The organism is Bibersteinia trehalosi USDA-ARS-USMARC-188 (assembly GCF_000521725.1).
Taxonomy (GTDB): domain Bacteria; phylum Pseudomonadota; class Gammaproteobacteria; order Enterobacterales; family Pasteurellaceae; genus Bibersteinia; species Bibersteinia trehalosi.
Genome location: NZ_CP006954.1, coordinates 49,259 through 72,316, shown reverse-complemented (window position 1 = coordinate 72,316; position 23,058 = coordinate 49,259). Strand labels below are relative to the sequence as shown.

Below are 23,058 nucleotides of genomic sequence, written 5' to 3'. Positions count from 1 at the left end.
AGTGATTATAACATAAACCGCCTTTCACGGCGGTTTTGTTTTTTATAATAACACCACTAACCCGCTGCCGCACATTTCGCCGCCGGTTTTGAGTTGGAATGCCATTCGGTTTTTGCTTTCTTCCCATTTGAGGCGGAGTTCCAGCTCGTCGTTCGGGCGGAGGAATTTTTGGAATTTGAGGTTATCAAAGCGTGCCACGGCTTTCTCTTCGCCGAAGTAGCTGTGGATTTTATCCATCACCCACTGCATTTCCACTACGCCGGGAACGAGCGGAAAATTAGCGAAATGTCCGCCGAAATAGGCAAGATCAAGCGGGACTTTGCCGTGAAAAATCTGCCAATCCGCTTCCACGCTTTCTAAGAGCCAAATCGGGTCCGTGGCAAAGTGCAGACAGATTTTCTCAAATTCCACACAGCTGATTTTCGATTGGCTGTTGCGTGGCAGATGGTCGGTAAACCGCCAAAAACAGGGAACCGCCGAGCTTTCTTGGCTGGCACTCAGGAAACGCCGCAATGCCTCAATCACCGCCTTGCGCCCTTGTTCCCGAAAAGCGGTAATGCCTTCGTCATTCAGCTCCACCCACGCCGCCAGACGAGGCTCGCTTGGGTGTTGGGCAATATAGCAATCGTTCAGCCAAGGGTGCTGATTTAACGCCGTTTCCACCCCTACCAATGAGGTGCGTTTGTCGCCGATTTTGACAATACGGTCAATCCGCCCAAGTAGTTCAAAACCATTTGGGTAAACTTCCATCACAGGCTTGTTGAGGCAGTAGCGGATCTGCTCGAAAAGCTGGGTATCCAATGCACCATCGGAGGAAATCACGCCGACCAATTGAGGAAAGTCAAGCTGCTGCCAAGCCATTCGGCTCAACATTGCCGGACTGCTAATCAGCACACTTTGACAGGTTGCGGCGCTTTCCGCCTGTAAATTTTCTGGAAAGAATTGCTGTTTACGCCCGATGATCCAGCCTTGCACTAGCGACATCATAATCTGCACCGTTAAGCCGTAAATGTGCTGGGCGCTGACGCTGGTGATGGCGGTAATCTGATTTCCCTGCGCAAAAGGCAGTGCATTTGCCAGCACTTCGGCACTGAGCCACAGCTCTTCGGCGGTTTTCTCGATGGTTTTCGCCTCACCACTGCTGCCGGAGGTTTTCATTAAAAGTGCGGTCTGATTTTGGCGAGAAACAAGCGGTCGATTTTCGACATTTTTTTGCAACATCGCTCTGGCAGAAAAATCGGCAAATTGTACCGCTTGCGGGTGCGAAAGCGTGGTGTCGGTAAGCCAAATATCGGCATTGGCTTCCACCCATTCACGGCTTTCCGGCGCGTCATTCGGCGGAAACAGGGTTTTGACACCGGCGTGCCAACAGGCAAGCAGGGTACAAGCCAGTTTTGCACCGTCCTCAAACCAAAGAGCAATCGAACGAATTTGTTCAACTTGCAAGTGTGCCGAGAGTTGCAGAGCGTGGCGTTCAAAATCGGCGAACGCCCAGTTGGGGTGGGTGGCAATTAAATCGGTTGGGGAATAAGGTAGTTTCATCATCATTGTAGGGTGCGTTTGCGACAGCACCATTTTTCGTTATAGCAGGGCAAGATCGTATTTTACGAAATATGTTTTCATTAAAAATCAATCAGTTATATCATGTTTGTCTTATAAAGAACAAACTCCCCTCTTTGAAAAAGAGGGGAATTTGATCGTACACTAAATAAACAACATATGCGCTTGCCCTGCTCATTATAGTGCGTTAGGCACACACTATTTTTCATTGCGGTGCGTTGGTAAACGCACCCTACTATATTACTGTGCAGAAATTTTCTTCACCGCCTCAATCACATCAGCCACGGTGCGTACGTTGCGGAAATCGTCCGCTTGCAGTTTGTAACCGGTTTGGCGTTTGATGTGGTCGATTAAGTCAATCGCATCAATGCTGTCGATTTCTAAATCTTGGTAGAGATGCGTTTCGGGCGTGATTTTGCTCTCGTCAATTTCAAACAAATTCACCAACGCTTCGGTTAAGATTTTCTGAATCTCTTGTTCGGTCATTTTATGCCCCCTGTTGGCTACGAATAAAGGCTGCCAGTGTTGCCACGCTTTCAAAGTGGCTACGCAGATTTTGGTTTTCGCTGTCGAGCTTTAAGCCGAAGGTTTTTTGCACCGCCAAGCCAAGTTCCAGCGCATCAACAGAATCTAAACCTAAGCCGTCATCACCAAACAGCGGCGCATCGGTTTCAATGTCATCAATGCTAATATCTTCAAGGGCAAGACTATCAATAATCAGTTGTTTAAGTTGTTGTTCTAATTGCATTTTTATTCCTTCGAGTAGGTATTAAAATAGGTTTCCAAATCTGCATTCAGGCGGCGTGAGGCAATCGGCAACGTCTTTTCTGCCAAATAGGTTTGCGGATCGATATCCTCGCCCACCCTGAGCGTGTAAATCATTTTGTGCTTGGCGATGTCATACCACGGCTGCCCTTTTTTCAAGGCACGATGTTGCAGTTGAATCACAATCGGGGTAATCACTTTCGCACTGCGTAGCCCGATAGAGACCGCCCCACGGTGCAATCGCACCACGCCATCATCTTTGGTTCTCGTGCCTTCGGGGAACAGCAGTAACGGCTGGGTTTGTAAGATTTGGTGGCTGATCTCAAGTAGCTCTTCACTTTCGGTGTTCGGCACAAAACCGCAGGCTTTAATCGGGCTAACCATTGCCGGATTTTGCATTAAATCTTGCTTTACAATGCAGTTAAAACGGTGTTCTTGGCTGAAAATCAGCACCACATCCAGTAGTGAAGGGTGATTGGCAAGCACCAATTGCCCTGCTCTGCCGAGTTTTTCAAAGCCGTGATAATGCACTTCCAGCACCCCACTCCATTGCAGATAACGCACAAAATAGTACCAGGTTCGGCTGACGATTTTGCGCCCTTTAAGCTGGGTGGCGAGCGGGTTATGCGGGTAATTTTTGGCGTAAGGATAAAGTAGCGGGATAAACAGCACCCCCACCACGCCGAAAATCACAAAACCAAACAGCGTGGCGACAAAGCGTTTCAGCCAGTTTAGTTTTTCACCCATCGCCACACACCTCCACGGCTTGCCGAGGTTTGCCACGCTCGGTTGCCCAAGTGCTGTTGTTGCACAAAGATCAGGGCATTATCCCCATTTGTAACTTTTTCGCTGTTTTCGACCGCTTGTGAGTGCAGTTCAAGCTGATACTGACTGCCTTGCTCCACCACTAATGCCAAAGCATAAGCAAAGGGTTGGCGATAAACCGGCTCGGCGTTATACGCTTTCGCCAGCGGATCTTCCGCCACCACGACCAGCACTTTCTGATGCCCATCATTGAGCAACAAATAGGCTTCCAGCAGGGCAGTTTCCAAATTATCCTGTTGTGCGGCAATCGCAGTGGTCTCCGCTTTCACCCGACGCATTTCCGACCACTGCCCCACCAGCGCATTATGCACCGACAGGCTAAATGAAGTCGGCGACACATCGCCCTCTTTCAATAGGCTTTCCCACAGGGCAAAACTGCGATTGATTTCGCTGTTTTGTGAGGCATACACCACCGGCAGATTTTCGCCCTCTGCCGTTAATTCCCACGCACTTTCAAAGAAAAGGCGAGCCGCATCGCTTAAACGGCGGCGTTTGAGCGGCGGCAGAAATGCCAATTTCGGCGAAACCGTTTCCCAACGCTCGGCATTTGCCTGCCAAAACGCCTCGCCCTGTTGCCAATCTTCAACCGACAAGGCTTTATTGGCAACCACGTTCCATGCTGAAATATTGAAAGAGAAGGTGCAGATTGGGTTCATCACTCTTTAGCTTGTTCCGCTTTTTGAAAAATTTTTGCTTTATGAATACGAGTTGCAACAGCAATAGCATTTTTACGGATTAAATTATCCAAACTTCCGCCAAAAAATCCCATTTTTAGTGCAGATTCAGTCGAAATATTGCCAAGCGATTTGCCCGATTTATCTTTTAATGCCGCAGAAAACTCCATTGTGCCTTTCCCTACACCAAAGCCAACAAACATTCGAAGCGCGCGGTTACCTTGATCAAAAGCATCAACGCTATAACTGATCGTTACATCATCGCCTTCTTTATAGCCAAATTTACTCAACTGTGCGCGAAGTTCTGCACCAAAAAGGTTAGCGACTTTAGGATCAATAGAATGCTCCGAAGTCGTATTCACCACTTTAAATGAAGCATATTTAGTTTCAGGGTTTCTTTCTAAGTTGTTTTCGGTCTTAAGAGAGCTACAACCTGTTAAGATAAGTGATAATCCTAAAATAAAGAGTGATAAAAGTTTTTTCATTGTTGTTCCAATGAATAGATAAAATTTAACTTATTTTACACGAATGCGATAAGCTTTTCTAATATTTGGGGAAGAGTGATCTATCCCCCAAAAGCGGGACAACTTACTGACTTAAATATTGAACTCGGTAATTTGAACGTTGTAAAGCAACGGCACAAAGTGTGAGCGAAGCGAGTAAACGCCCCTTACTATTTCCACCGTTTAAAAATCAGCGAGGTATTCACACCACCAAAGGCGAAATTGTTGTTCATCACATAATCGGTGTGGATTTCCCGTCCGTCACCTTGAAGGTAGTCCAAGTCGCCACAGCGTTCATCGACATTTTCTAAATTCAGTGTTGGGGCGAACCAGCCGTCTCGCATCATTTCAATGCTGAACCAACTTTCCAACGCACCACAGGCACCGAGTGTATGCCCTAAGTAGCTTTTTTGCGAGCTGAGCGGAATTTTGCCGAACACCGCTGCGGTGGCTTGAGTTTCGGCAATGTCGCCCTGCTCGGTGGCCGTGCCGTGTCCGTTTACATAGCCGACTTGGTTCGGTGGAATACCGGCATCTTTGAGGGCGAGTTCCATACAGCGTTGCATTGTGGTGGCTTGTGGGCGGGTGACGTGGGAACCGTCACTGTTTGCACCATAGCCCACCACTTCGGCGATAATGTTTGCCCCTCGTGCCAACGCGTGTTCCAGCTCTTCTAACACAAACATCCCCGCTCCCTCGCCGATCACTAAGCCGTCTCGGTCTTTGTCATAGGGGCGTGGCGTGCCTTTTGGGTTGTCGTTGCGGCGGCTGGCCGCGTAGAGGCTGTCGAATACATAGACTTCGGAGGCACAAAATTCTTCGCCACCGCCGGCAAGCATCATCGGGATCATACCGTATTTAATGGCTTCGTAAGCGTAGCCGATACCTTGGCTGCCCGAGGAGCAAGCGCTGGAGGTAGGGATAATCCGCCCTGTCAGCCCGAAGAAAATGCCAATATTGGCAGCGGTGGTGTGAGGCATCATTCGCACATAGGTGTTGGCATTGAAGCCGTCTGATTTGCCGGTCATCAGTAATTCGGCAGCATCTTTGATATCATTGGTAGAGCCAGTGGACGAGCCACACGCCACACCCATTCGCCCGTCTTTTAGCCAGTCGAAAATCACGCCGTTTTCGTCCAGCAAACCGGCCTGTGCTAAAGCCCGCTCGCTGGCCTCCACCACAAATTGCGACACTCGCCCAAGGCTGCGCAGCTGCTTGCGGTTCCAATGTTTCGGCGGTTGATAGCCGTGAATTTCCGCCCCTAATTGTGCCTCTAATTCTGGGTAACGTTCAACCCACTCCGCTTTATGTTGAACGGCATTTTGCTTGCGTTGGAAGGCTGCTTTCACTTCCATCCACTCTTTACCAAAAGCGGTAACCGCACCAATGCCAGTGATGACGACTCGTTTCATATTTATCTCTTTTTGGCTTCGGGCGGGTACTGGATCCGCCCCTACGAATTATTATCCTAAAGTTAACACAACCCACCATTAACGGCGATGACTTGGCGTGTGATGTAAGCGGCTTTTTCATCCATTAAAAATGCAACGGCGTGTGCCACTTCATCAGGATCGCCCATTCGTCCTGCGGGGATCATTTTGAGAATTTCTTCGATTGGGACGTTTTCGTCCAGAATATCGGTATCAATCAAGCCGGGCGCGACGCAGTTTACCGTGATTTTACGTTTGGCAAGCTCGATGGCGAGTGCTTTTGCCGCACCAATAATGCCGGCTTTTGAAGCGCTGTAATTGACCTGCCCACGGTTGCCGATCAAGCCGGAAACCGAGGTGATACAGACAATCCTGCCTGCTTTACGGCGGCGGATCATCGGCATCATAATCGGGTGCAGGACGTTATAAAAACCGTCTAAATTGGTACGCAACACGCTGTCCCAATCCTCATCGGTTAAAGCAGGAAAGGCGTTATCACGGGTAAGCCCTGCATTTAGCACCACACCGTAATAGGCACCGTGTTGTTCCACATCTGCCTCTAAAATCGACCGCACTTTTTCACGATCCGCCACATCAAACTGTAACACTCTGGCATTTTTTCCGAGATTTCTGACCGCTTGTGCCACCGCTTCCGCCTCTTCCACACGAGAACGGCAATGCACCACAATATCAAACCCTTGTTGTGCAAGGGTTAAAGCAATCGCTTTACCGATACCACGGCTCGAGCCGGTGATGAGAACTGTATTATTCATCTCTTGTTTCCTTATTCTTTTGGACTAAACACATTCAGCGCCCCTTCTAAAAGCACTTGGTTGTCGGCTAAATCGATCAGTTGGCAGTCGAATACGCCGAAGCCGGTGGCATCTTGAATAGACATTTTGATCTGAATTTGTAGCTGTGAGCCAATCGGGATTTCTTGGCGGTGGAGGTGCAGTTTGCGAGTACCGAGCAGATAGCCTAAGCGAACCGGTTCGCCGGCTTGTGTGGCAATACACCCAGCCCACGCAGCCACGCCTTGAGCCATAATTTCAATGCCGGCGTAGGTGGCAAGTTTGCCGTGTTTGATCAGCGGATTATCAGGGCGAATGTTGGCTTCAGCGGTCAGAAAATCCTCGCCGAATGCGGTAATGCGGTCGAGTAGGATCATATTGCCACTATGCGGAACCAATGGTGCAATTTGTTCGATAGGGAAGGTGAATTTATGCATCGCTTTCTCCCAAAATCAGCACGCTGTTGTTGCCGCCAAAGGCAAAAGAGCTGCTTGCGCCAATCCGTCTGCCTGCTGCCCAATGGCTCTGTTCATCGGTGATCGCAAGGTTCGGTAGGTTTTCGTCCGCTTGTTTATCCCATAATTGCGCAGGGAGCTTGCCGGCCGGGTTGTGTTGGCGACTGAGCATTCCCCACAAAATCGCCGCTTCCACCGCACCGGCAGCCCCGAGCGTATGCCCTGTGTAGGGTTTGGTGGTGGTGCAAGCGGTCTGATTACCGAAGATTTTTGCAACAGCGAGGCTTTCCATTTGATCGTTGTGAAGCGTCCCTGTGCCGTGCAGGTTGATCCAGCCGATGTCGGCTGCGTCTAAGTTGGCATTGTGTAGAGCATTTTGGAAAGCGGAAATCGCCCCTTCCCCTTCGGGGTGAGGCGAGGACATATGGTAAGCGTCCGAGCTGGAAGCATAACCCAGTAACTGAATGCGATGTTCGTCCAACGGTTCACGGCTCATCACAAACACCGCTGCGCCTTCGCCGATGTTAATACCGTTACGGTTAGCGGAAAATGGGTTGGTTTGTTGGTTTGATAGCACTTCCAGCGAGCTAAATCCGCTGATAGTTAAAGGCGAAAGGGTATCCACACCGCCGCAAATCACCGCATCGCACAAGCCGGCTTTCAGTAAACGGGCAGCAGAAATTAACGCCCTTGCCCCAGAAGTGCAAGCAGTGGAAATGCCATAACTCAGCCCCGTTAAGCCATACACTTCGGCAACAAAGTCGGACGGCGCAGAGAAGAGAATTTGCTGTTGATTAAACTGCTCGGTGGCATAATCGCCCTGCACACCGGCTTTGAAAACGGGAATATTTTCATCGGCGCCGGTAGTGGACGTGCCGATGATCACCGCAATCCGCTCACGCCCGAATTGCTCGATACAAGCGGTAATTTTCGGCTCAATTTCTGCAAGGGCATGCCAAAGTAATTGGTTATTACGGCTGCGATGTACCGCTGATAAATCTGCTGGAAATTCGCGTAAAACCGTGCGAATCTCGCCCAACATTTTAGCTTCACTTGAAATTTGATGCTCAGAAAAGGGATTATTTGTTAATGATAAAGGCGAGCTTGCATTATTGAGTAATATATCAATATGTGCATTTATACCATCACCTAGCGAAGTTGTTATTGCTGGCAGAGAGAGATATAGCATCATTTCATTTCCTAATTTATTGCTGTTTCACTTAACTCTTCCACTTTCCACCATGTATTATCAGGCAAACCGATCAAAAAATACGATGCATTCTTTTCTGGTTTTGCTATTGCCCATTTTTCATCTAGCTTAAAAGGGGGAGTATTTGGATTAAGAGCAACTGCGAGTGCGGTAAACAACGCTTTTGCTTGAGAATTTGGCATTACAAATCCATCATTTTGCCAACCTTTCGGGGTTAAAATGAGCCGAGCTAATGGACTACCTAATGGATCGGTCAGTATCCAACGCCAATGTTGTGATTCAAATTGCACAATAAGTAAGGAAGTTTGATATTTTGGCGTTTGTTGCTCAATTTTAAATGACTTTATAGACTCAACTTGCGAGGGAAGTTGTACAGGTTCTGGTAAAGTCAGACAAGCGGTCAAGAAACCGCTAAAAATTGCCAAAAAGATATATCTCCGCATCATATTAACCGCCACATTTTTTAAGCTAGTATAGCGTAATTTGATATTGCGAAAAAAGCCCTGAACAGCTAAACCATTCAGGGCTTTTCTATTAGGGCGTATGGCATACGCCCCTAGATTTTGTCAGTCAATGATTACTCTTCTACTTCATCCATACCTGCATTTAACAATGCGGCTAGGCTGCTAGTTGCATCATCAGCGACAAAGCTTTGAGTTTCCGCTTCAATGTCTTCTGCACTTGCAAAAGAAGAAACTGGCGTCGCTGCTTCGATATTCAAGCTGAACTCTTCACCCGCTGCACGGCGTTTTGCTCGCTCTTTGTGGTAGGCAAAGCCTGTACCTGCTGGGATTAAGCGACCTACGATGACGTTCTCTTTTAAGCCACACAACATTTGACGGACGATCACTTCGATGCGCTTGTCGTTAATTTTTACCCCTTGTAAGCGGTAAACTTCTTGCACCTCGTTTACGATGTAGTCAGTTACAGCGTGAACGCCACGTAAACGTAAGATGTCATGTGGTGTCTCTGCACCATCAGAGATCACATCACCACGTTGAACCATCTCACCTTCAAATACGTTGAGCTGACGCCATTTTGGAATCATCTCTTCATGTGCTTCGCCTTCTGCTGGAGTGATCACCAAGCGGCGTTTTCCTTTGGTTTCTTTACCAAATGATACGATACCTGAGATTTCCGCTAAGATAGCTGGCTCTTTCGGTTTACGAGCTTCGAAGAAATTTCATCCTCACAAAGCAACAACACAAAGTAGCTTACTTTCTATAAAATATCTTTATTAAGAAAACACTATTTTCTTCTTATAGATAAAAAATACTGACAGGTATAACAATATAGTAATAATACCATACGAAAAGATCAAACTAGAAAATTCAAAATATCTAGATAAAATTCCAATAATCATAAATGAGGCTGTCATTACGAATGCACATAATGAATTTGTTATTGAAAGATATGTTCCTCTTATCTCTGGTGTAAGCATATGATTTAGAATTACACCTAATGATGTATCAATAATCTCATAGCAAATCAATACAACAAAAAACGTTACAATAAGCAAACCTATATTTAAAGATAGAGATAAAAAAAAAGAGAACAACAATAAAAGTGAAAATAATAAAACAGCTTTTACCTCTCCTATCTTCTCTGAAACAAACCCAGACATAACTGAAGAAAAAGAGCTAAAAACAAAAGATAATGAATAGAGAATAGAAATATAAAAAATTGAAACTCCAGCATAATCTAAAACTTTCTGATAATATAAGACAACAGAAGAAAAAACCCCTTGAAATATACCAAGTATACAGATAATAAAAAGCACCTTCCCATCCACTCTTAAAATACCTATCCCAAAGAATGACTTTTTCGCTTTATTATTATGGGGTAGTAGTTTATAGAAATCCTTAATAAAATATAGAAATAGTAATGACATTAATTGGAAAAGCACACCAAAATAGAAAATAAGCTCCCAATATTTATTTTCAGCAAGCCAACCTCCCACTAATGCACTCACAGCTAGGGCAGCAATTGATATTGCATTATAAAAACCTATTGTTTTATGGTATATTTCTTGTTTACCATAATAATCTAATTGCTCATAAATAAGAGATTGATCTACTCCAGATAGCAAAGATATCCCTATACCATATACTATAAATACGATAACTAGATAAAAAAACTCATTTAAATACAACATTCCAATAAGATATATGATCGAAAAAGATATACCTAAAAAAGCAGGAGGTTTTCTTCCAAACTTATCTGACAAAATCCCTGAAGGAACTTCAAACAAAAACATAGTGATATTTAGAGCCATCTGTAAAATGGAAATTTCATACATAGACAATCCTTTTGCTTGTAAAAAGATCATCCAAATACTCCTTTCAAAGAAAAAATTTCCTAGAAAACCAAAAACCATTATCTTTTTAAGATTACTTATTTTCATTTTTCACATCTATAATATTTATTAAAGACTCGTCACCATCGTTATACAAATAATCAGAAACACCAGATATAAAGTCTAAGTAACAGGAAAAAATTATCTTATTTCTTATCTGATATAGTAATGTATTATATACATCTGTAGATGTAAGATAATCACTATTAGACCATCTTAGATCATTAAAAAATACTAGCTCAAGATATCCATCACGCAAGGAATACTTCTTAATATAATAACTATTGTATTCTCCATTCACCTTATTAAATAATGGTTCATACATAGTAGAAAGTATAACTCTTGATGAAAAATCCTTGCATAAAAAGGGAAAACACTCTGCAAACTCAGAATCTAAAATAATATTAATATTACTCATTAAATGACCTCACAATAATTACTATGAAAATTAATTATCTTTCTTTTAAAGAGATTATTATTGGGGTTCACCCAATATAACAATATATCATTACACATTAGACTTGCTATAATCATATTTGTAGTTGATATCGAACCAGATACAACAGCATTACTAATTCTATGACCTATATGATGTAATTCTGAGTTTGGATAAATAGGCCCCCAAAAACCACTATTAATACCAACTCCACAGCTAATACTAGGTATATTAAACAATCTTGAAACATTAAAGACTATTTCCTCTATATTCGCTGGAGTATCTAAAGCATTCACGATAAAATCAGGTCTATACTCCATACATATATCATTTAACTGCTCTATTGTATTCAAATACACATCCCTAGGTATAATATTAACATCTTTATTTTTATACTTAACAACATCAACTTTTTTTATTCCAATATCAGCTTCTGAAAAAAATAATTGGCGATTAAGATTTGTACAATCAACATAATCGCAATCCAAAACTATAAAGTTCCGTCCCCCTATTCTCAATAAGTTATCCAAAACAACACCACCAACCCCCAATAACAATATTCTTTTATTAAAAATATTCTCTTGAATATCAATAGGGGTTTTTATATAACTAAATTCCATCAAAGACTCAAATAAAATAATATTCTTCTCAAATCTAGTATCAATATAATAATTATTATATTCTCGAATAATTAAATTATACTCAACAAGCATATCCTACAATGAGATTTCCAAATCATGCTTATACCATATTCTCTTTTCTAAAATAAAAAAATAGTGCATATTTTCATCTTCGATATCAACACAAAGAGTACCTAGTGTTATCTTAGTTACCCCATCTAAATGATGTACCATTGCATCAGATTTTAATTTATATCTATTCTCCATAGGAAATCTCCTTGACATAACATATATTCTATAGTACAGACACAACGCCAACTTAACACAAGTGGTTATCATTAGCAATAATGGTAGAGATTAAAAACTAACTATGAGGGCACTCAAATGAAACAACATAATGAATCAAGAAAAACTATGAAAATTACAAGCTAAGCATGTAAGAGAAAGTACAACTCACTGTTGATTACAAAAAAATAGCCCTCTAGTATGTCTACTAGAGGGCTAGTCTTATTAATGAGTAATTATCTACTCTTCTACTTCATCCATACCTGCATTTAACAATGCGGCGAGGCTGCTAGTTGCATCATCAGCGACAAAGCTTTGAGTTTCCGCTTCAATGTCTTCTGCACTTGCAAAAGAAGAAACTGGCGTCGCTGCTTCGATATTCAAGCTGAACTCTTCACCCGCTGCACGGCGTTTTGCACGTTCCTTGTGGTAGGCAAAACCTGTACCTGCTGGGATTAAGCGACCAACGATAACGTTCTCTTTTAAGCCACGCAATTCATCACGTTTACCTGCAACTGCTGCTTCGGTAAGCACGCGAGTAGTCTCTTGGAACGATGCCGCAGAAATAAAGCTTTCTGTTGCAAGTGATGCTTTGGTAATACCAAGTAGTTCACGTTCAAATTCTACCAGCGGTTTGCCTTCCGCTTCGCGTTTGCGGTTAACGATTTTCACTCGTGCAACTTCAACTTGTTCGCCTTCGAGGAACTCAGAGTCGTAAGCATTAGTGATGATCGCTTTACGCAACATTTGACGGACGATCACTTCGATGTGCTTGTCGTTAATTTTTACCCCTTGTAAGCGGTAAACTTCTTGCACTTCGTTTACGATGTAGTCAGTTACAGCGTGAACGCCACGTAAACGTAAGATGTCATGTGGTGTCTCTGCACCATCAGAGATCACATCACCACGTTGAACCATCTCACCTTCAAATACGTTGAGCTGACGCCATTTTGGAATCATCTCTTCATGTGCTTCGCCTTCTGCTGGGGTAATCACTAAGCGGCGTTTTCCTTTGGTTTCTTTACCAAATGATACGATACCTGAGATTTCCGCCAAGATGGCTGGCTCTTTCGGTTTGCGAGCTTCGAATAAGTCTGCAACGCGTGGAAGACCACCGGTAATATCTTTCGTACCTGTACTTTCTTGTGGAATACGTGCTAACGCTTCACCCACAGACACTTCCGCACCTTCGTTCAAGCTTACAATCGCTTTACCCGGAAGGATATATTGTACTGGAGTATCGTTGTGCAGAATGTCATTACCTTGTGCATCCACTAATTTTAACGCTGGACGTAAATCTTTACCTGCGGTTGGACGCTCACCCGCATCTTGTACCACGATAGAAGATAAACCTGTTAATTCATCGGTTTGACGAGTAACAGTTAAGCCGTCCACGATGTCTGCAAATTTGATGAAACCAGATACTTCCGAGATGATCGGCATGGTATGTGGATCCCAGTTTGCGACCACTTCACCAGCGGTAACTTCTGCACCATCGTTTTTGCTTAATACAGCACCGTAAGGCACTTTATAGTTCTCTTTGGTACGACCAAAGCTGTCGATCACGGTTAATTCAGTATTACGTGAAGTAAGCACAATCTTGCCATCTTTGTTAGTTACAAATTTCGCATTGGCTAATTTAATTGTACCCGCATTTTTCACTTGAACGCTAGATTCTTTAGCTGCTGCAGATGCCGCACCACCGATGTGGAACGTACGCATCGTTAGCTGTGTACCCGGTTCACCGATAGATTGTGCTGCGATAACACCAACCGCTTCACCTTGGTTAATCAAGTGACCACGAGCTAAGTCACGACCGTAACATTTCGCACACACACCAAAGTCTGTGTTACAGGTTACTACTGAGCGTACTTTGATGCTATCGACAGAGTTTTGGTCGATCACATCACACAATTTTTCATCGATTAGTGTATTACGTGCAATTAAAACTTCGTCTGAACCCGGTTTTAATACATCTTCTGCAACCACACGACCTAATACAAGCTCACGTAATGGTACTTTCTCATCGCCACCTTCAATATGTGGTGTCATGACGATACCTTCCTCGGTGCCACAGTCGTCTTCAACGATTACCAAGTCTTGTGCTACATCCACTAGACGACGAGTTAAGTAACCAGAGTTCGCTGTTTTTAATGCGGTATCCGCAAGACCTTTACGCGCACCATGGGTTGAAATAAAGTACTGTAATACGTTTAAGCCTTCACGGAAGTTCGCGGTGATTGGCGTTTCGATAATCGAACCATCTGGACGTGCCATCAAACCACGCATACCAGCAAGCTGACGAATCTGTGCCGCAGAACCACGCGCACCAGAATCTGCCATCATAAAGATGCTGTTAAATGAGGCTTGTTTTTCAGGGTTACCTTCACGGTTGATTACTTCTTCCGTTGAAAGGTTTTCCATCATCGCTTTTGCTACACGTTCGTTCGCAGCCGCCCAAATATCGATCACTTTGTTATAACGCTCACCTGCGGTTACAAGACCTGCGTTAAACTGTTCTTGAATTTCAGCAACTTCTGCTTCTGCTGCTTCGATAATTGAGTATTTTTGCTCTGGGATCACCATATCATCAATACCTACCGATGAACCAGAACGGGCTGCATAAGCAAAACCGGTGTACATAATTTGGTCTGCAAAAACAACTGACTCTTTCAAACCTAAACGGCGATAGCTTTCGTTGATCAGTTTCGAGATCGCTTTTTTACCTAAAGTTTGGTTAAACAGTGAATATGGCATACCTTTTGGTGCGATCATCCATAAAATAGCACGACCAATAGTCGTTTCCACTAATGAAGTTTTTGCTTCAAATTCACCAGCTTCATTCTTCTCATATTCAGTGATGCGCACTTTAACACGGGCGTGTAATTCCGCTTGACCAGTACGATATGCTTTTTCCGCTTCACGTGGGTCAAGGAAATACATCCCTTCACCTTTACCGTTCACTTTGTCACGGGTCATATAGTAAAGACCTAATACAACGTCCTGAGATGGAACGATAATCGGATCACCGTTCGCAGGTGAAAGTACGTTGTTAGTGGACATCATTAACGCGCGCGCTTCTAATTGCGCTTCAAGGGTTAATGGAACGTGTACCGCCATTTGGTCACCATCGAAGTCCGCGTTAAACGCCGCACACACAAGTGGGTGTAACTGAATTGCTTTACCTTCAATTAACAACGGTTCAAACGCTTGGATACCCAAACGGTGAAGAGTTGGTGCACGGTTAAGCAGAATAGGGTGTTCACGAATCACTTCAGCAAGAATATCCCATACGATTGGATCTTCACGCTCTACCATTTTCTTCGCCGCTTTGATGGTTGATGCAATACCACGGCTCTCTAATTTAGAGTAAATAAACGGACGGAATAATTCCAACGCCATTTTTTTCGGTAAACCACATTGGTGTAGGCGTAAGTATGGACCTACGGTGATTACCGAACGGCCTGAGTAGTCCACACGTTTACCGAGCAAGTTTTGACGGAAACGACCTTGTTTACCTTTGATCATATCTGCCAAAGATTTTAACGGACGTTTGTTTGAACCTGTAATCGCACGACCACGACGACCGTTATCTAATAACGCATCAACAGATTCTTGCAACATACGTTTTTCGTTACGCACGATAATGTCTGGTGCAACTAAGTCTAATAAGCGTTTTAAACGATTGTTACGGTTGATTACACGGCGATATAAATCGTTCAGATCTGAAGTCGCAAAACGACCACCATCAAGTGGTACTAATGGACGTAAATCTGGTGGAAGCACAGGTAATACAGTCATTACCATCCATTCTGGTTTGTTACCAGATTGCATGAATGCTTCTAATAATTTCAAACGTTTAGTGATTTTTTTACGTTTGGTTTCAGAGTTAGTTTCTTGTAACTCTTCACGCAATACTTCACATTGATGCTCTAAATCTAAGTCTTTCAACAATGCCTGGATACCTTCTGCACCCATTTTTGCTTCAAACTCATCACCCCAACGCTCTTCCGCTTCCCAGTATTGTTCTTCGGTTAAAAGTTGGTTTTTCTCGAGATCAGTCATACCCGGCTCGATAACCACATAGCTTTCAAAATAAAGCACACGCTCAATATCACGCAATGGCATATCTAAAATCAAACCGATACGGGACGGTAATGATTTTAAGAACCAGATGTGCGCAACAGGACACGCTAATTCGATGTGACCCATACGATCACGGCGAACTTTAGTTTGCGTTACTTCAACGCCACATTTTTCACAGATTACACCACGGTGTTTTAAACGTTTGTATTTACCACACAAACATTCGTAATCTTTTACCGGCCCAAAGATACGCGCACAGAACAGACCATCACGCTCTGGTTTAAAAGTACGGTAGTTGATGGTTTCTGGTTTTTTCACTTCACCGAATGACCAAGAACGGATCTTGTCTGGTGATGCTAAACCGATTTTAATCACATCAAAATCATCGCTTGATTTAGATTGTGCTTTTAAAAACTTAACTAAGTCTTTCACTTTTTTGCCCCTAGTGTAGGTTTTAGGTTCGCCCTATTTTTAACAAGGCGAGTAAATTTGGTTGCAAGCGGTCGATTTTTGCAGATTTTTTGCGATTTTTGACCGCTTGTTTTGTTTCTTCTCCGAACTGATCCCCCTCTTTGAGCTGCGAGGGGTTAGGGGAGATTTGGCAGACGAGAAACCGAAGTGAGAGAGCAATCAGTCTTTCTTATTCGTGCTTTTCGTGCATTTAATTACTTATTTTCTCCGTAATTTACTTCTGTCAAATCTCCCCCCCGCCCCTCTTTTCTAAAGAGGGGAGCTTGATCGAGGGAAAATCAACTATTACGCCTCATCCAACTCCATATCGATACCCAGTGCACGGATCTCTTTGGTAATTACGTTGAATGATTCTGGCATTCCCGGTTCCATATAGTGTGTACCGTCCACGATGTTTTTATACATCTTCGTACGACCGTTCACGTCATCGGATTTCACTGTTAGCATTTCTTGTAAGGTATAAGCTGCACCGTATGCTTCTAATGCCCAAACCTCCATCTCACCAAAACGCTGACCACCGAACTGTGCTTTACCACCCAGTGGTTGTTGGGTAACAAGGCTATAAGAACCTGTTGAACGTGCGTGCATTTTGTCATCAACTAAGTGGTTCAATTTGAGCATATACATATAACCTACGGTTACAGGACGCTCGAATTTCTCACCTGTACGGCCATCGTAAAGGGTGATCTGACCTGAAGTTGGTAAGCCACCTAGCTCCAATAAGCCTTTAATTTCGCTTTCATGTGCACCATCAAATACTGGTGTTGCAAGCGGTAAGCCTTTACGTAAATTTTGCGCTAAACGCATCACTTCTTCATCAGAGAAGGTACTTAAATCAACAGATTGTGCACCGTGACCTAAATCATACGCTTTTTGGATATATTCACGCAGTTTCGCCACTTCTTGCTGCTGTTTGATCATCTTGTCGATTTGATCACCGATACCACGAGCCGCTAAGCCTAGGTGGGTTTCTAAGATCTGACCGATGTTCATACGAGATGGTACACCCAGTGGGTTCAATACGATTTCAACTGGTTGGCCGTTTTCATCGTATGGCATATCTTCAACTGGGTTGATTTTCGAAATAACACCTTTGTTACCGTGACGACCTGCCATTTTATCACCCGGTTGAATTTGGCGTTTCACCGCGAGGTAAACTTTCACCACTTTCATCACACCCGGTGCTAAATCATCGCCTTGAATGATCTTATTGCGTTTAATTTCTAATTTACGCTCAAACTCTTTGCGTAACTCTTCGTGCTGTTCCGCAAGCTGTTCAAGTTGGTTTTGTTTCGCTTCGTCATCTAAGGTTTGTTCTAACCATTTTTCACGAGGTAAGCTATCTAATACCGATTCTTGTACGCCACCTTCAATCAATAAGTTACGAACACGGGTAAATAAACCTGCTTCTAAGATCTCTAACTCTTCGGTTAAGTCTTTTTTCGCTTCACGCAACTGCATCTCTTCGATGTCTTTCGCACGTTTATCTTTCTCTACGCCATCACGGGTAAAGACTTGAACGTCGATAACTGTACCTGAAGTGCCGTTTGGTACACGCAGTGAGCTATCTTTTACGTCGGACGCTTTCTCACCGAAGATAGCACGAAGTAATTTTTCTTCTGGGGTTAATTGTGTTTCGCCTTTTGGCGTTACTTTACCCACTAAGATGTCGCCACCTTTTACTTCCGCACCAATATAAACGATACCAGATTCATCAAGTTTGCTTAATGCAGCTTCACCTACGTTTGGAATGTCGGCGGTAATTTCTTCCGCACCCAGTTTGGTGTCACGCGCCACACAAGAGAGTTCTTGAATGTGAATTGTGGTAAAGCGGTCTTCTTGCACCACACGCTCAGAAACCAACATGGAGTCTTCGAAGTTATAACCATTCCATGGCATGAAGGCAACACGGATATTTTGACCTAATGCTAATTCACCTAAATCGGTTGAAGGGCCGTCTGCAAGGATTTCGCCACGCTCCACAGGTTCACCCAATTTCACACAAGGAATTTGGTTGATACAGGTGTTTTGGTTAGAACGGGTGTATTTGATTAAGTTATAAATATCAATACCCGCTTCGCCTGCAACGGTTTCATCTTCGTTTACTTTCACTACGATACGAGATGCATCAACGTATTGGATAGTACCACCACGTTTTGCCACCACCGCAACACCAGAGTCGAGTGCGATTGGTTTTTCCATACCTGTACCGACTAATGGTTTGTCCGCACGCAATGTTGGAACTGCCTGACGTTGCATGTTCGCTCCCATCAACGCACGGTTCGCATCGTCGTGCTCAAGGAATGGGATTAACGCAGCTGCAACAGAAACAACCTGCTGGGTTGAAACGTCCATATAGTGAATTTCTTCTGGACGGTATAAACCAGATTCACCGTGTTCACCACGACAGGTCACATAAGTATCAGTAAAGCGGAAATTCTCATCTAAGTTTGAGTTCGCCTGTGCGATAACGTAGTTACCTTCTTCAATCGCAGATAAATACTCGATCTCTTCGGTTACTTGACCATTTACCACTTTACGGAATGGGGTTTCTAAGAAACCGTAGTTGTTAGTACGTGCGTAAACAGAAAGTGAGTTGATCAAACCGATGTTCGGACCTTCAGGGGTTTCGATTGGACATAAACGACCATAGTGAGTGGTGTGTACGTCACGTACTTCAAAGCCTGCACGTTCACGAGTTAAACCGCCCGGGCCTAATGCCGAAATACGACGTTTGTGCGTTACTTCTGAAAGCGGGTTGTTTTGGTCCATAAATTGCGAAAGTTGTGATGAACCAAAGAACTCTTTTACTGCCGCAGAAATTGGTTTCGCATTGATTAAATCTTGTGGGGTTACGCCGTCTAAGTCGCCTAATGAAAGACGTTCACGCACCGCACGCTCAACACGCACTAAACCAATACGGAATTGGTTTTCTGCCATTTCACCCACGCTGCGGATACGACGGTTACCTAAGTGGTCGATATCGTCCACTTCGCCACGACCGTTACGGATTTCGATCAATTTTTTCATCACGCCGATGATGTCATCGTGGCTTAAAATGCCAGTACCCACGCCTTCAGGAATGTCTAAAGAGCGGTTGAACTTCATACGACCTACCGCGGATAAATCATAACGGTCGGTTGAGAAGAACATATTGTCAAATAAGCCTTCTGCCGCTTCTTTTGTTGGTGGTTCACCTGGACGCATCATACGGTAGATTTCCACTAACGCACTTAAACGGTCGTAAGTTGGATCAATGCGTAAGGTTTCTGAAATGTATGCACCGTGATCTAAATCATTAGTGAATAACACTTCGATTTGGTTGTAACCTGCTTGAGCTAGTTTCGCTAATAACTCAAGGGAGATTTCCATATTCGCAGGGCAAACGATCTCACCAGTTTCTAAATCAATATAATCTTTTGCTGTGACTTTACCTACGATGTACTCAGTTGGCACAACGATTTGAGTAATATTATCTTTTTCTAATGCTTTGATATGGCGTGCTGTGATACGACGACCACTTTCGACATAGACTTTGCCGTTTGCTTCAATATCGAACGCTGCAGTTTCACCACGCAGACGTTCTGGTACTAAGGTCATCAGTAGTTGGTTATCGCTGATTTCAAACAACACTTTATCGAAGAAGAGATTTAAAATTTCTTCAGTAGTGTAACCTAAAGCACGCAAAATAATGGTGGCAGGTAACTTACGACGACGGTCAATACGTGCGTATAAGTTATCTTTTGGATCGAACTCAAAATCTAACCAAGAACCACGGTAAGGAATAATACGCGCGTTATAAAGCACTTTTCCTGAAGCGTGAGTTTTACCTTTGTCTGAATCGAAAAATACACCTGGACTACGATGTAATTGCGAAACGATAACACGCTCTGTACCGTTGATCACGAATGTACCGTTATCGGTCATTAGTGGGATTTCGCCCATATAAACGCTTTGTTCTTTAATATCTTTTACTGTGCCAGCAGCAGCTTCACGGTCGAAAGACACCAAACGAAGTTTTACACGTAATGGAGCAGCATAGGTTGTGCCACGAATTTGACATTCACGTACATCAAATGCAGGCTCACCTAATTCATAAGAAACATATTGCAGTTCAGTTGCGCCGTTTTGGCTCACAATTGGAAACACAGAACGGAATGCCGCTTCTAAACCTTGTTGTCCTTCTGGATCTCTTTGGATAAATTTATCGAAAGAATCGAGCTGAATGGTTAATAAATAAGGTACGTTCAGAACTTGTGGGCGTTTACCAAAGCTCTTACGAATACGCTTTTTCTCGGAATATGAGTATGCCATTTTGAGATAGCCTCTGATTTTTTATGGTTGAGATAATTACAATTCTGCACAGACTTCAGCAGAAGTGGCATTAAAAAATAAGGATACGGGATTGTCGTTTTCCGAACAGGGATCAGGGGTCAAAAATCACTACCGCACTGGCGTTTGTTCAGGAAGGATAGCGGTTTAAAATTTGCATTTTTTTACAAAAAGTAGCCGCTTGTATTGATTTCATCATTTAACAAAAAATTTTAACAAATGTTATCTGCAGATTAACACTCATCAAAAAATCACTTTGAAATCAATCAATTAGGCAAGATTAAAACGACTCAAATCTAACCTAAAGTTTAAAGCACAAAAGGCAGGCGGAAAATCCACCTGCCGTTTAGCTTTCAAAGCTAGAAAAGTATCATCAAAAATTATTTGATTTCTACTTTCGCACCAGCTTCTTCTAATTCTTTTTTGAGTGCTTCAGCTTCAGCTTTAGAGATGCCTTCTTTTAAGTTAGCTGGAGCAGATTCAACTAAGTCTTTAGCTTCTTTTAAGCCTAAGCCAGTTGCACCACGTACTGCTTTGATTACAGCAACTTTGTTCGCACCTGCGTCTGCTAATACTACGTCAAATTCAGTTTTCTCTTCTGCTGCCGCTGCGCCTGCTGCTGGAGCTGCTGCTACTGCTGCCGCTGCTGAAACACCGAATTTTTCTTCCATCGCAGTGATTAATTCAACGATTTCAGATACTGATTTAGAAGCAATCGCTTCAATGATTTGTTCGTTAGTTAATGACATAACAATCGATTCCTAAAATAAATAAAGTTAAACGAATAAAGAAGAGCGCTCAAAATTAAGCTGCTGCTTCCATTTGGTCGCGTAATGCTGCAAGAGTGCGAACAAGTTTTCCTGCCGCAGCTTCTTTCATTGTGCCCATTAAACGTGCAATTGCTTCTTCGTAAGTCGGTAACGTTGCTAAGAATGCAACATCTTGTGTTTTACCTTCAAAGGCTGCACCTTTAATTTCAAACTCTTTGTTTGTTTTCGCAAATTCAGTGAACAAACGTGCTGCTGCACCTGGGTGTTCAGTTGAGAATGCGATAAGAGTAGGACCAGTAAACGTATCGGTTAAGCACTCGAATTCAGTGCCTTCTACCGCACGACGTAATAAAGTATTACGTACAACGCGCATAGAAACGCCCGCTTCGCGAGCTGCTTTACGTAACTCAGTCATTTTTTCTACAGTAACACCACGAGAATCCGCAACTACCGCAGAAAGTGCACCTTTGGCAGCTTCATTTACTTCAGCAACAATCGCTTGTTTGTCTTGAAGATTTAATGCCATTGGTTTAGCTCCTGATACACTCCACTTGCGTGGAATTTACAAAAAACCCCAAAAATAGAACCGCTTACACGATAATTTTTGAGCCTAAGGTGTCCAGAAGCAGAAAATTCTGTCTGTTCACCATCTACGTAGGTTTAATTAAGAAATCTAGATATGATTTCGCCTACGGTCTTGGACGGGGCTTGAGAGGCAAGCACCATCATTGGCTTTTCAGCCAAAAAGAACTGCGGATTATATAGACAACCCACAGTCTTGTAAAGTTTTACATCAATTATAGTGTTGATTGATCAACCGCAACACCTGCACCCATAGTGGTAGAGATGCTTACTTTCTTGATGAAGATACCTTTTGCAGTAGTTGGTTTAGCTTTGTTTAATGCCGCTAATAACGCAACGAGGTTCTCTTTTAATTGCTCTGGTGCAAAGTCTGCTTTACCGATAGTGGTATGAATAATACCGTTTTTATCATTGCGGTAACGGATCTGACCAGATTTTGCATTTTTAACTGCTTCAGCAACATTTGGAGTAACGGTGCCTACTTTCGGGTTTGGCATTAAGCCACGTGGGCCTAATACTTGACCTAACTGACCAACCACACGCATTGCATCTGGAGAAGCGATAACAACGTCAAAGTTCATTTCGCCTTTTTTCACTAATTCAGCTAAGTCTTCCATACCAACTAAATCTGCACCCGCTGCTTTTGCTGCTTCTGCGTTAGCACCTTGAGTGAAAACAGCAACACGAGCAGTACGACCAGTACCGTGTGGTAATACAGTTGCACCACGTACGTTTTGGTCAGATTTACGAGGGTCAATACCTAAGTTTACTGCTACATCTACGCTTTCAACGAATTTAGCGGTTGCAAATTGTTTTAATACTGCGATTGCTTCGTTGATCTCATAAGCTTTAGTAGAATCTACGCCAGCTTTAATTGCTTTCATTTTTTTAGTCAATTTAGCCATTG

20 protein-coding genes and 1 pseudogene are annotated in these 23,058 nt (G+C 43.4%); all 21 read right to left on the bottom strand.

Annotated features, from left to right (window positions below):
* Positions 1-42: 42 nt before the first annotated feature.
* Positions 43-1,542: an ApeI family dehydratase gene (locus tag F542_RS00345; protein WP_025266666.1), complete on the bottom strand. Its 1,500-nt coding sequence runs from the start codon at positions 1,540-1,542 to the stop codon at positions 43-45.
* A gap of 258 nt (positions 1,543-1,800) precedes the next feature.
* On the bottom strand, positions 1,801-2,046 hold the full coding sequence (locus F542_RS00340; protein WP_015433595.1) for an acyl carrier protein: 246 nt from the start codon (positions 2,044-2,046) through the stop codon (positions 1,801-1,803).
* A gap of 1 nt (position 2,047) precedes the next feature.
* On the bottom strand, positions 2,048-2,308 hold the full coding sequence (locus F542_RS00335; protein ID WP_015433596.1) for a phosphopantetheine-binding protein: 261 nt from the start codon (positions 2,306-2,308) through the stop codon (positions 2,048-2,050).
* A gap of 2 nt (positions 2,309-2,310) precedes the next feature.
* Entirely contained in the window at positions 2,311-3,072 is a 762-nt protein-coding gene (locus F542_RS00330; protein WP_015433597.1) for a lysophospholipid acyltransferase family protein, read from the bottom strand.
* Complete coding sequence (locus F542_RS00325) at positions 3,057-3,809, bottom strand: beta-ketoacyl synthase chain length factor (protein WP_144084223.1); 753 nt, start codon at positions 3,807-3,809, stop codon at positions 3,057-3,059. Before F542_RS00325 ends, F542_RS00330 begins: the two co-directional genes overlap by 16 nt.
* The gene (locus F542_RS00320) at positions 3,806-4,309 is read right to left on the bottom strand and encodes a DUF4410 domain-containing protein (RefSeq protein ID WP_015433599.1); all 504 of its coding nucleotides are present in this window, start codon (positions 4,307-4,309) and stop codon (positions 3,806-3,808) included. Before F542_RS00320 ends, F542_RS00325 begins: the two co-directional genes overlap by 4 nt.
* 188 nt (positions 4,310-4,497) lie before the next feature.
* Positions 4,498-5,739, bottom strand: coding sequence for a beta-ketoacyl-ACP synthase (locus F542_RS00315; RefSeq protein WP_015433600.1), 1,242 nt, complete (start codon positions 5,737-5,739; stop codon positions 4,498-4,500).
* 62 nt (positions 5,740-5,801) lie between these two features.
* Positions 5,802-6,530, bottom strand: coding sequence for a 3-oxoacyl-ACP reductase FabG (gene fabG, locus F542_RS00310; RefSeq protein ID WP_006251925.1), 729 nt, complete (start codon positions 6,528-6,530; stop codon positions 5,802-5,804).
* A gap of 11 nt (positions 6,531-6,541) precedes the next feature.
* Positions 6,542-6,985 carry an ApeP family dehydratase gene (locus tag F542_RS00305; protein ID WP_015433601.1) on the bottom strand — a complete coding sequence of 148 codons (444 nt, stop codon included), beginning with the start codon at positions 6,983-6,985 and terminating at the stop codon, positions 6,542-6,544.
* A complete protein-coding gene (locus tag F542_RS00300; RefSeq protein ID WP_015433602.1) occupies positions 6,978-8,195 on the bottom strand; it encodes a beta-ketoacyl-ACP synthase in 1,218 nt (405 codons plus the stop codon). The genes F542_RS00305 and F542_RS00300 overlap by 8 nt, the downstream gene beginning before the upstream one ends.
* Before the next feature lie 8 nt (positions 8,196-8,203).
* A complete protein-coding gene (locus F542_RS00295; RefSeq protein ID WP_038445656.1) occupies positions 8,204-8,659 on the bottom strand; it encodes a hypothetical protein in 456 nt (151 codons plus the stop codon).
* Positions 8,660-8,790: 131 nt separating this feature from the next.
* Positions 8,791-9,396: pseudogene (locus tag F542_RS00290) on the bottom strand (hypothetical protein); the annotation flags it as partial.
* A 54-nt stretch (positions 9,397-9,450) separates the two neighbouring features.
* Positions 9,451-10,542 carry an MFS transporter gene (locus tag F542_RS00285; RefSeq protein WP_235118801.1) on the bottom strand — a complete coding sequence of 364 codons (1,092 nt, stop codon included), beginning with the start codon at positions 10,540-10,542 and terminating at the stop codon, positions 9,451-9,453.
* A gap of 61 nt (positions 10,543-10,603) precedes the next feature.
* The gene (locus F542_RS00280; protein WP_025266662.1) at positions 10,604-10,987 is read right to left on the bottom strand and encodes a hypothetical protein; all 384 of its coding nucleotides are present in this window, start codon (positions 10,985-10,987) and stop codon (positions 10,604-10,606) included.
* The gene (locus F542_RS00275) at positions 10,987-11,718 is read right to left on the bottom strand and encodes a ThiF family adenylyltransferase (RefSeq protein WP_015433606.1); all 732 of its coding nucleotides are present in this window, start codon (positions 11,716-11,718) and stop codon (positions 10,987-10,989) included. The genes F542_RS00280 and F542_RS00275 overlap by 1 nt, the downstream gene beginning before the upstream one ends.
* A gap of 3 nt (positions 11,719-11,721) precedes the next feature.
* Positions 11,722-11,892 carry a hypothetical protein gene (locus F542_RS10990; protein ID WP_155800252.1) on the bottom strand — a complete coding sequence of 57 codons (171 nt, stop codon included), beginning with the start codon at positions 11,890-11,892 and terminating at the stop codon, positions 11,722-11,724.
* Between the two features lie 258 nt (positions 11,893-12,150).
* On the bottom strand, positions 12,151-16,428 hold the full coding sequence (gene rpoC / locus F542_RS00270; RefSeq protein WP_015433607.1) for a DNA-directed RNA polymerase subunit beta': 4,278 nt from the start codon (positions 16,426-16,428) through the stop codon (positions 12,151-12,153).
* A 324-nt stretch (positions 16,429-16,752) separates the two neighbouring features.
* The gene (rpoB, locus tag F542_RS00265; protein WP_015433608.1) at positions 16,753-20,781 is read right to left on the bottom strand and encodes a DNA-directed RNA polymerase subunit beta; all 4,029 of its coding nucleotides are present in this window, start codon (positions 20,779-20,781) and stop codon (positions 16,753-16,755) included.
* A gap of 398 nt (positions 20,782-21,179) precedes the next feature.
* The gene (gene rplL / locus F542_RS00260) at positions 21,180-21,548 is read right to left on the bottom strand and encodes a 50S ribosomal protein L7/L12 (RefSeq protein WP_005818237.1); all 369 of its coding nucleotides are present in this window, start codon (positions 21,546-21,548) and stop codon (positions 21,180-21,182) included.
* 55 nt (positions 21,549-21,603) lie between these two features.
* Positions 21,604-22,095 (bottom strand): 50S ribosomal protein L10, encoded by a 492-nt coding sequence (gene rplJ / locus F542_RS00255; RefSeq protein WP_015433609.1) that lies wholly within the window; start codon positions 22,093-22,095, stop codon positions 21,604-21,606.
* A gap of 271 nt (positions 22,096-22,366) precedes the next feature.
* Positions 22,367-23,056 (bottom strand): 50S ribosomal protein L1, encoded by a 690-nt coding sequence (rplA, locus tag F542_RS00250; RefSeq protein ID WP_015433610.1) that lies wholly within the window; start codon positions 23,054-23,056, stop codon positions 22,367-22,369.
* Positions 23,057-23,058 lie beyond the last annotated feature (2 nt).

Bases quoted from the DNA above. Each gene is read 5' to 3' on its own strand.
- F542_RS00345 (WP_025266666.1), bottom strand. From the start codon at position 1,542: ATGAAACTACCTTATTCCCCAACCGATTTAATTGCCACCCACCCCAAC.
- F542_RS00340 (WP_015433595.1), bottom strand. From the start codon at position 2,046: ATGACCGAACAAGAGATTCAGAAAATCTTAACCGAAGCGTTGGTGAAT.
- F542_RS00335 (WP_015433596.1), bottom strand. From the start codon at position 2,308: ATGCAATTAGAACAACAACTTAAACAACTGATTATTGATAGTCTTGCC.
- F542_RS00330 (WP_015433597.1), bottom strand. From the start codon at position 3,072: ATGGGTGAAAAACTAAACTGGCTGAAACGCTTTGTCGCCACGCTGTTT.
- F542_RS00320 (WP_015433599.1), bottom strand. From the start codon at position 4,309: ATGAAAAAACTTTTATCACTCTTTATTTTAGGATTATCACTTATCTTA.
- F542_RS00315 (WP_015433600.1), bottom strand. From the start codon at position 5,739: ATGAAACGAGTCGTCATCACTGGCATTGGTGCGGTTACCGCTTTTGGT.
- fabG (WP_006251925.1), bottom strand. From the start codon at position 6,530: ATGAATAATACAGTTCTCATCACCGGCTCGAGCCGTGGTATCGGTAAA.
- F542_RS00305 (WP_015433601.1), bottom strand. From the start codon at position 6,985: ATGCATAAATTCACCTTCCCTATCGAACAAATTGCACCATTGGTTCCG.
- F542_RS00300 (WP_015433602.1), bottom strand. From the start codon at position 8,195: ATGATGCTATATCTCTCTCTGCCAGCAATAACAACTTCGCTAGGTGAT.
- F542_RS00295 (WP_038445656.1), bottom strand. From the start codon at position 8,659: ATGATGCGGAGATATATCTTTTTGGCAATTTTTAGCGGTTTCTTGACC.
- F542_RS00285 (WP_235118801.1), bottom strand. From the start codon at position 10,542: ATGATCTTTTTACAAGCAAAAGGATTGTCTATGTATGAAATTTCCATT.
- F542_RS00280 (WP_025266662.1), bottom strand. From the start codon at position 10,987: ATGAGTAATATTAATATTATTTTAGATTCTGAGTTTGCAGAGTGTTTT.
- F542_RS00275 (WP_015433606.1), bottom strand. From the start codon at position 11,718: ATGCTTGTTGAGTATAATTTAATTATTCGAGAATATAATAATTATTAT.
- F542_RS10990 (WP_155800252.1), bottom strand. From the start codon at position 11,892: ATGGAGAATAGATATAAATTAAAATCTGATGCAATGGTACATCATTTA.
- rpoB (WP_015433608.1), bottom strand. From the start codon at position 20,781: ATGGCATACTCATATTCCGAGAAAAAGCGTATTCGTAAGAGCTTTGGT.
- rplL (WP_005818237.1), bottom strand. From the start codon at position 21,548: ATGTCATTAACTAACGAACAAATCATTGAAGCGATTGCTTCTAAATCA.
- rplJ (WP_015433609.1), bottom strand. From the start codon at position 22,095: ATGGCATTAAATCTTCAAGACAAACAAGCGATTGTTGCTGAAGTAAAT.
- rplA (WP_015433610.1), bottom strand. From the start codon at position 23,056: ATGGCTAAATTGACTAAAAAAATGAAAGCAATTAAAGCTGGCGTAGAT.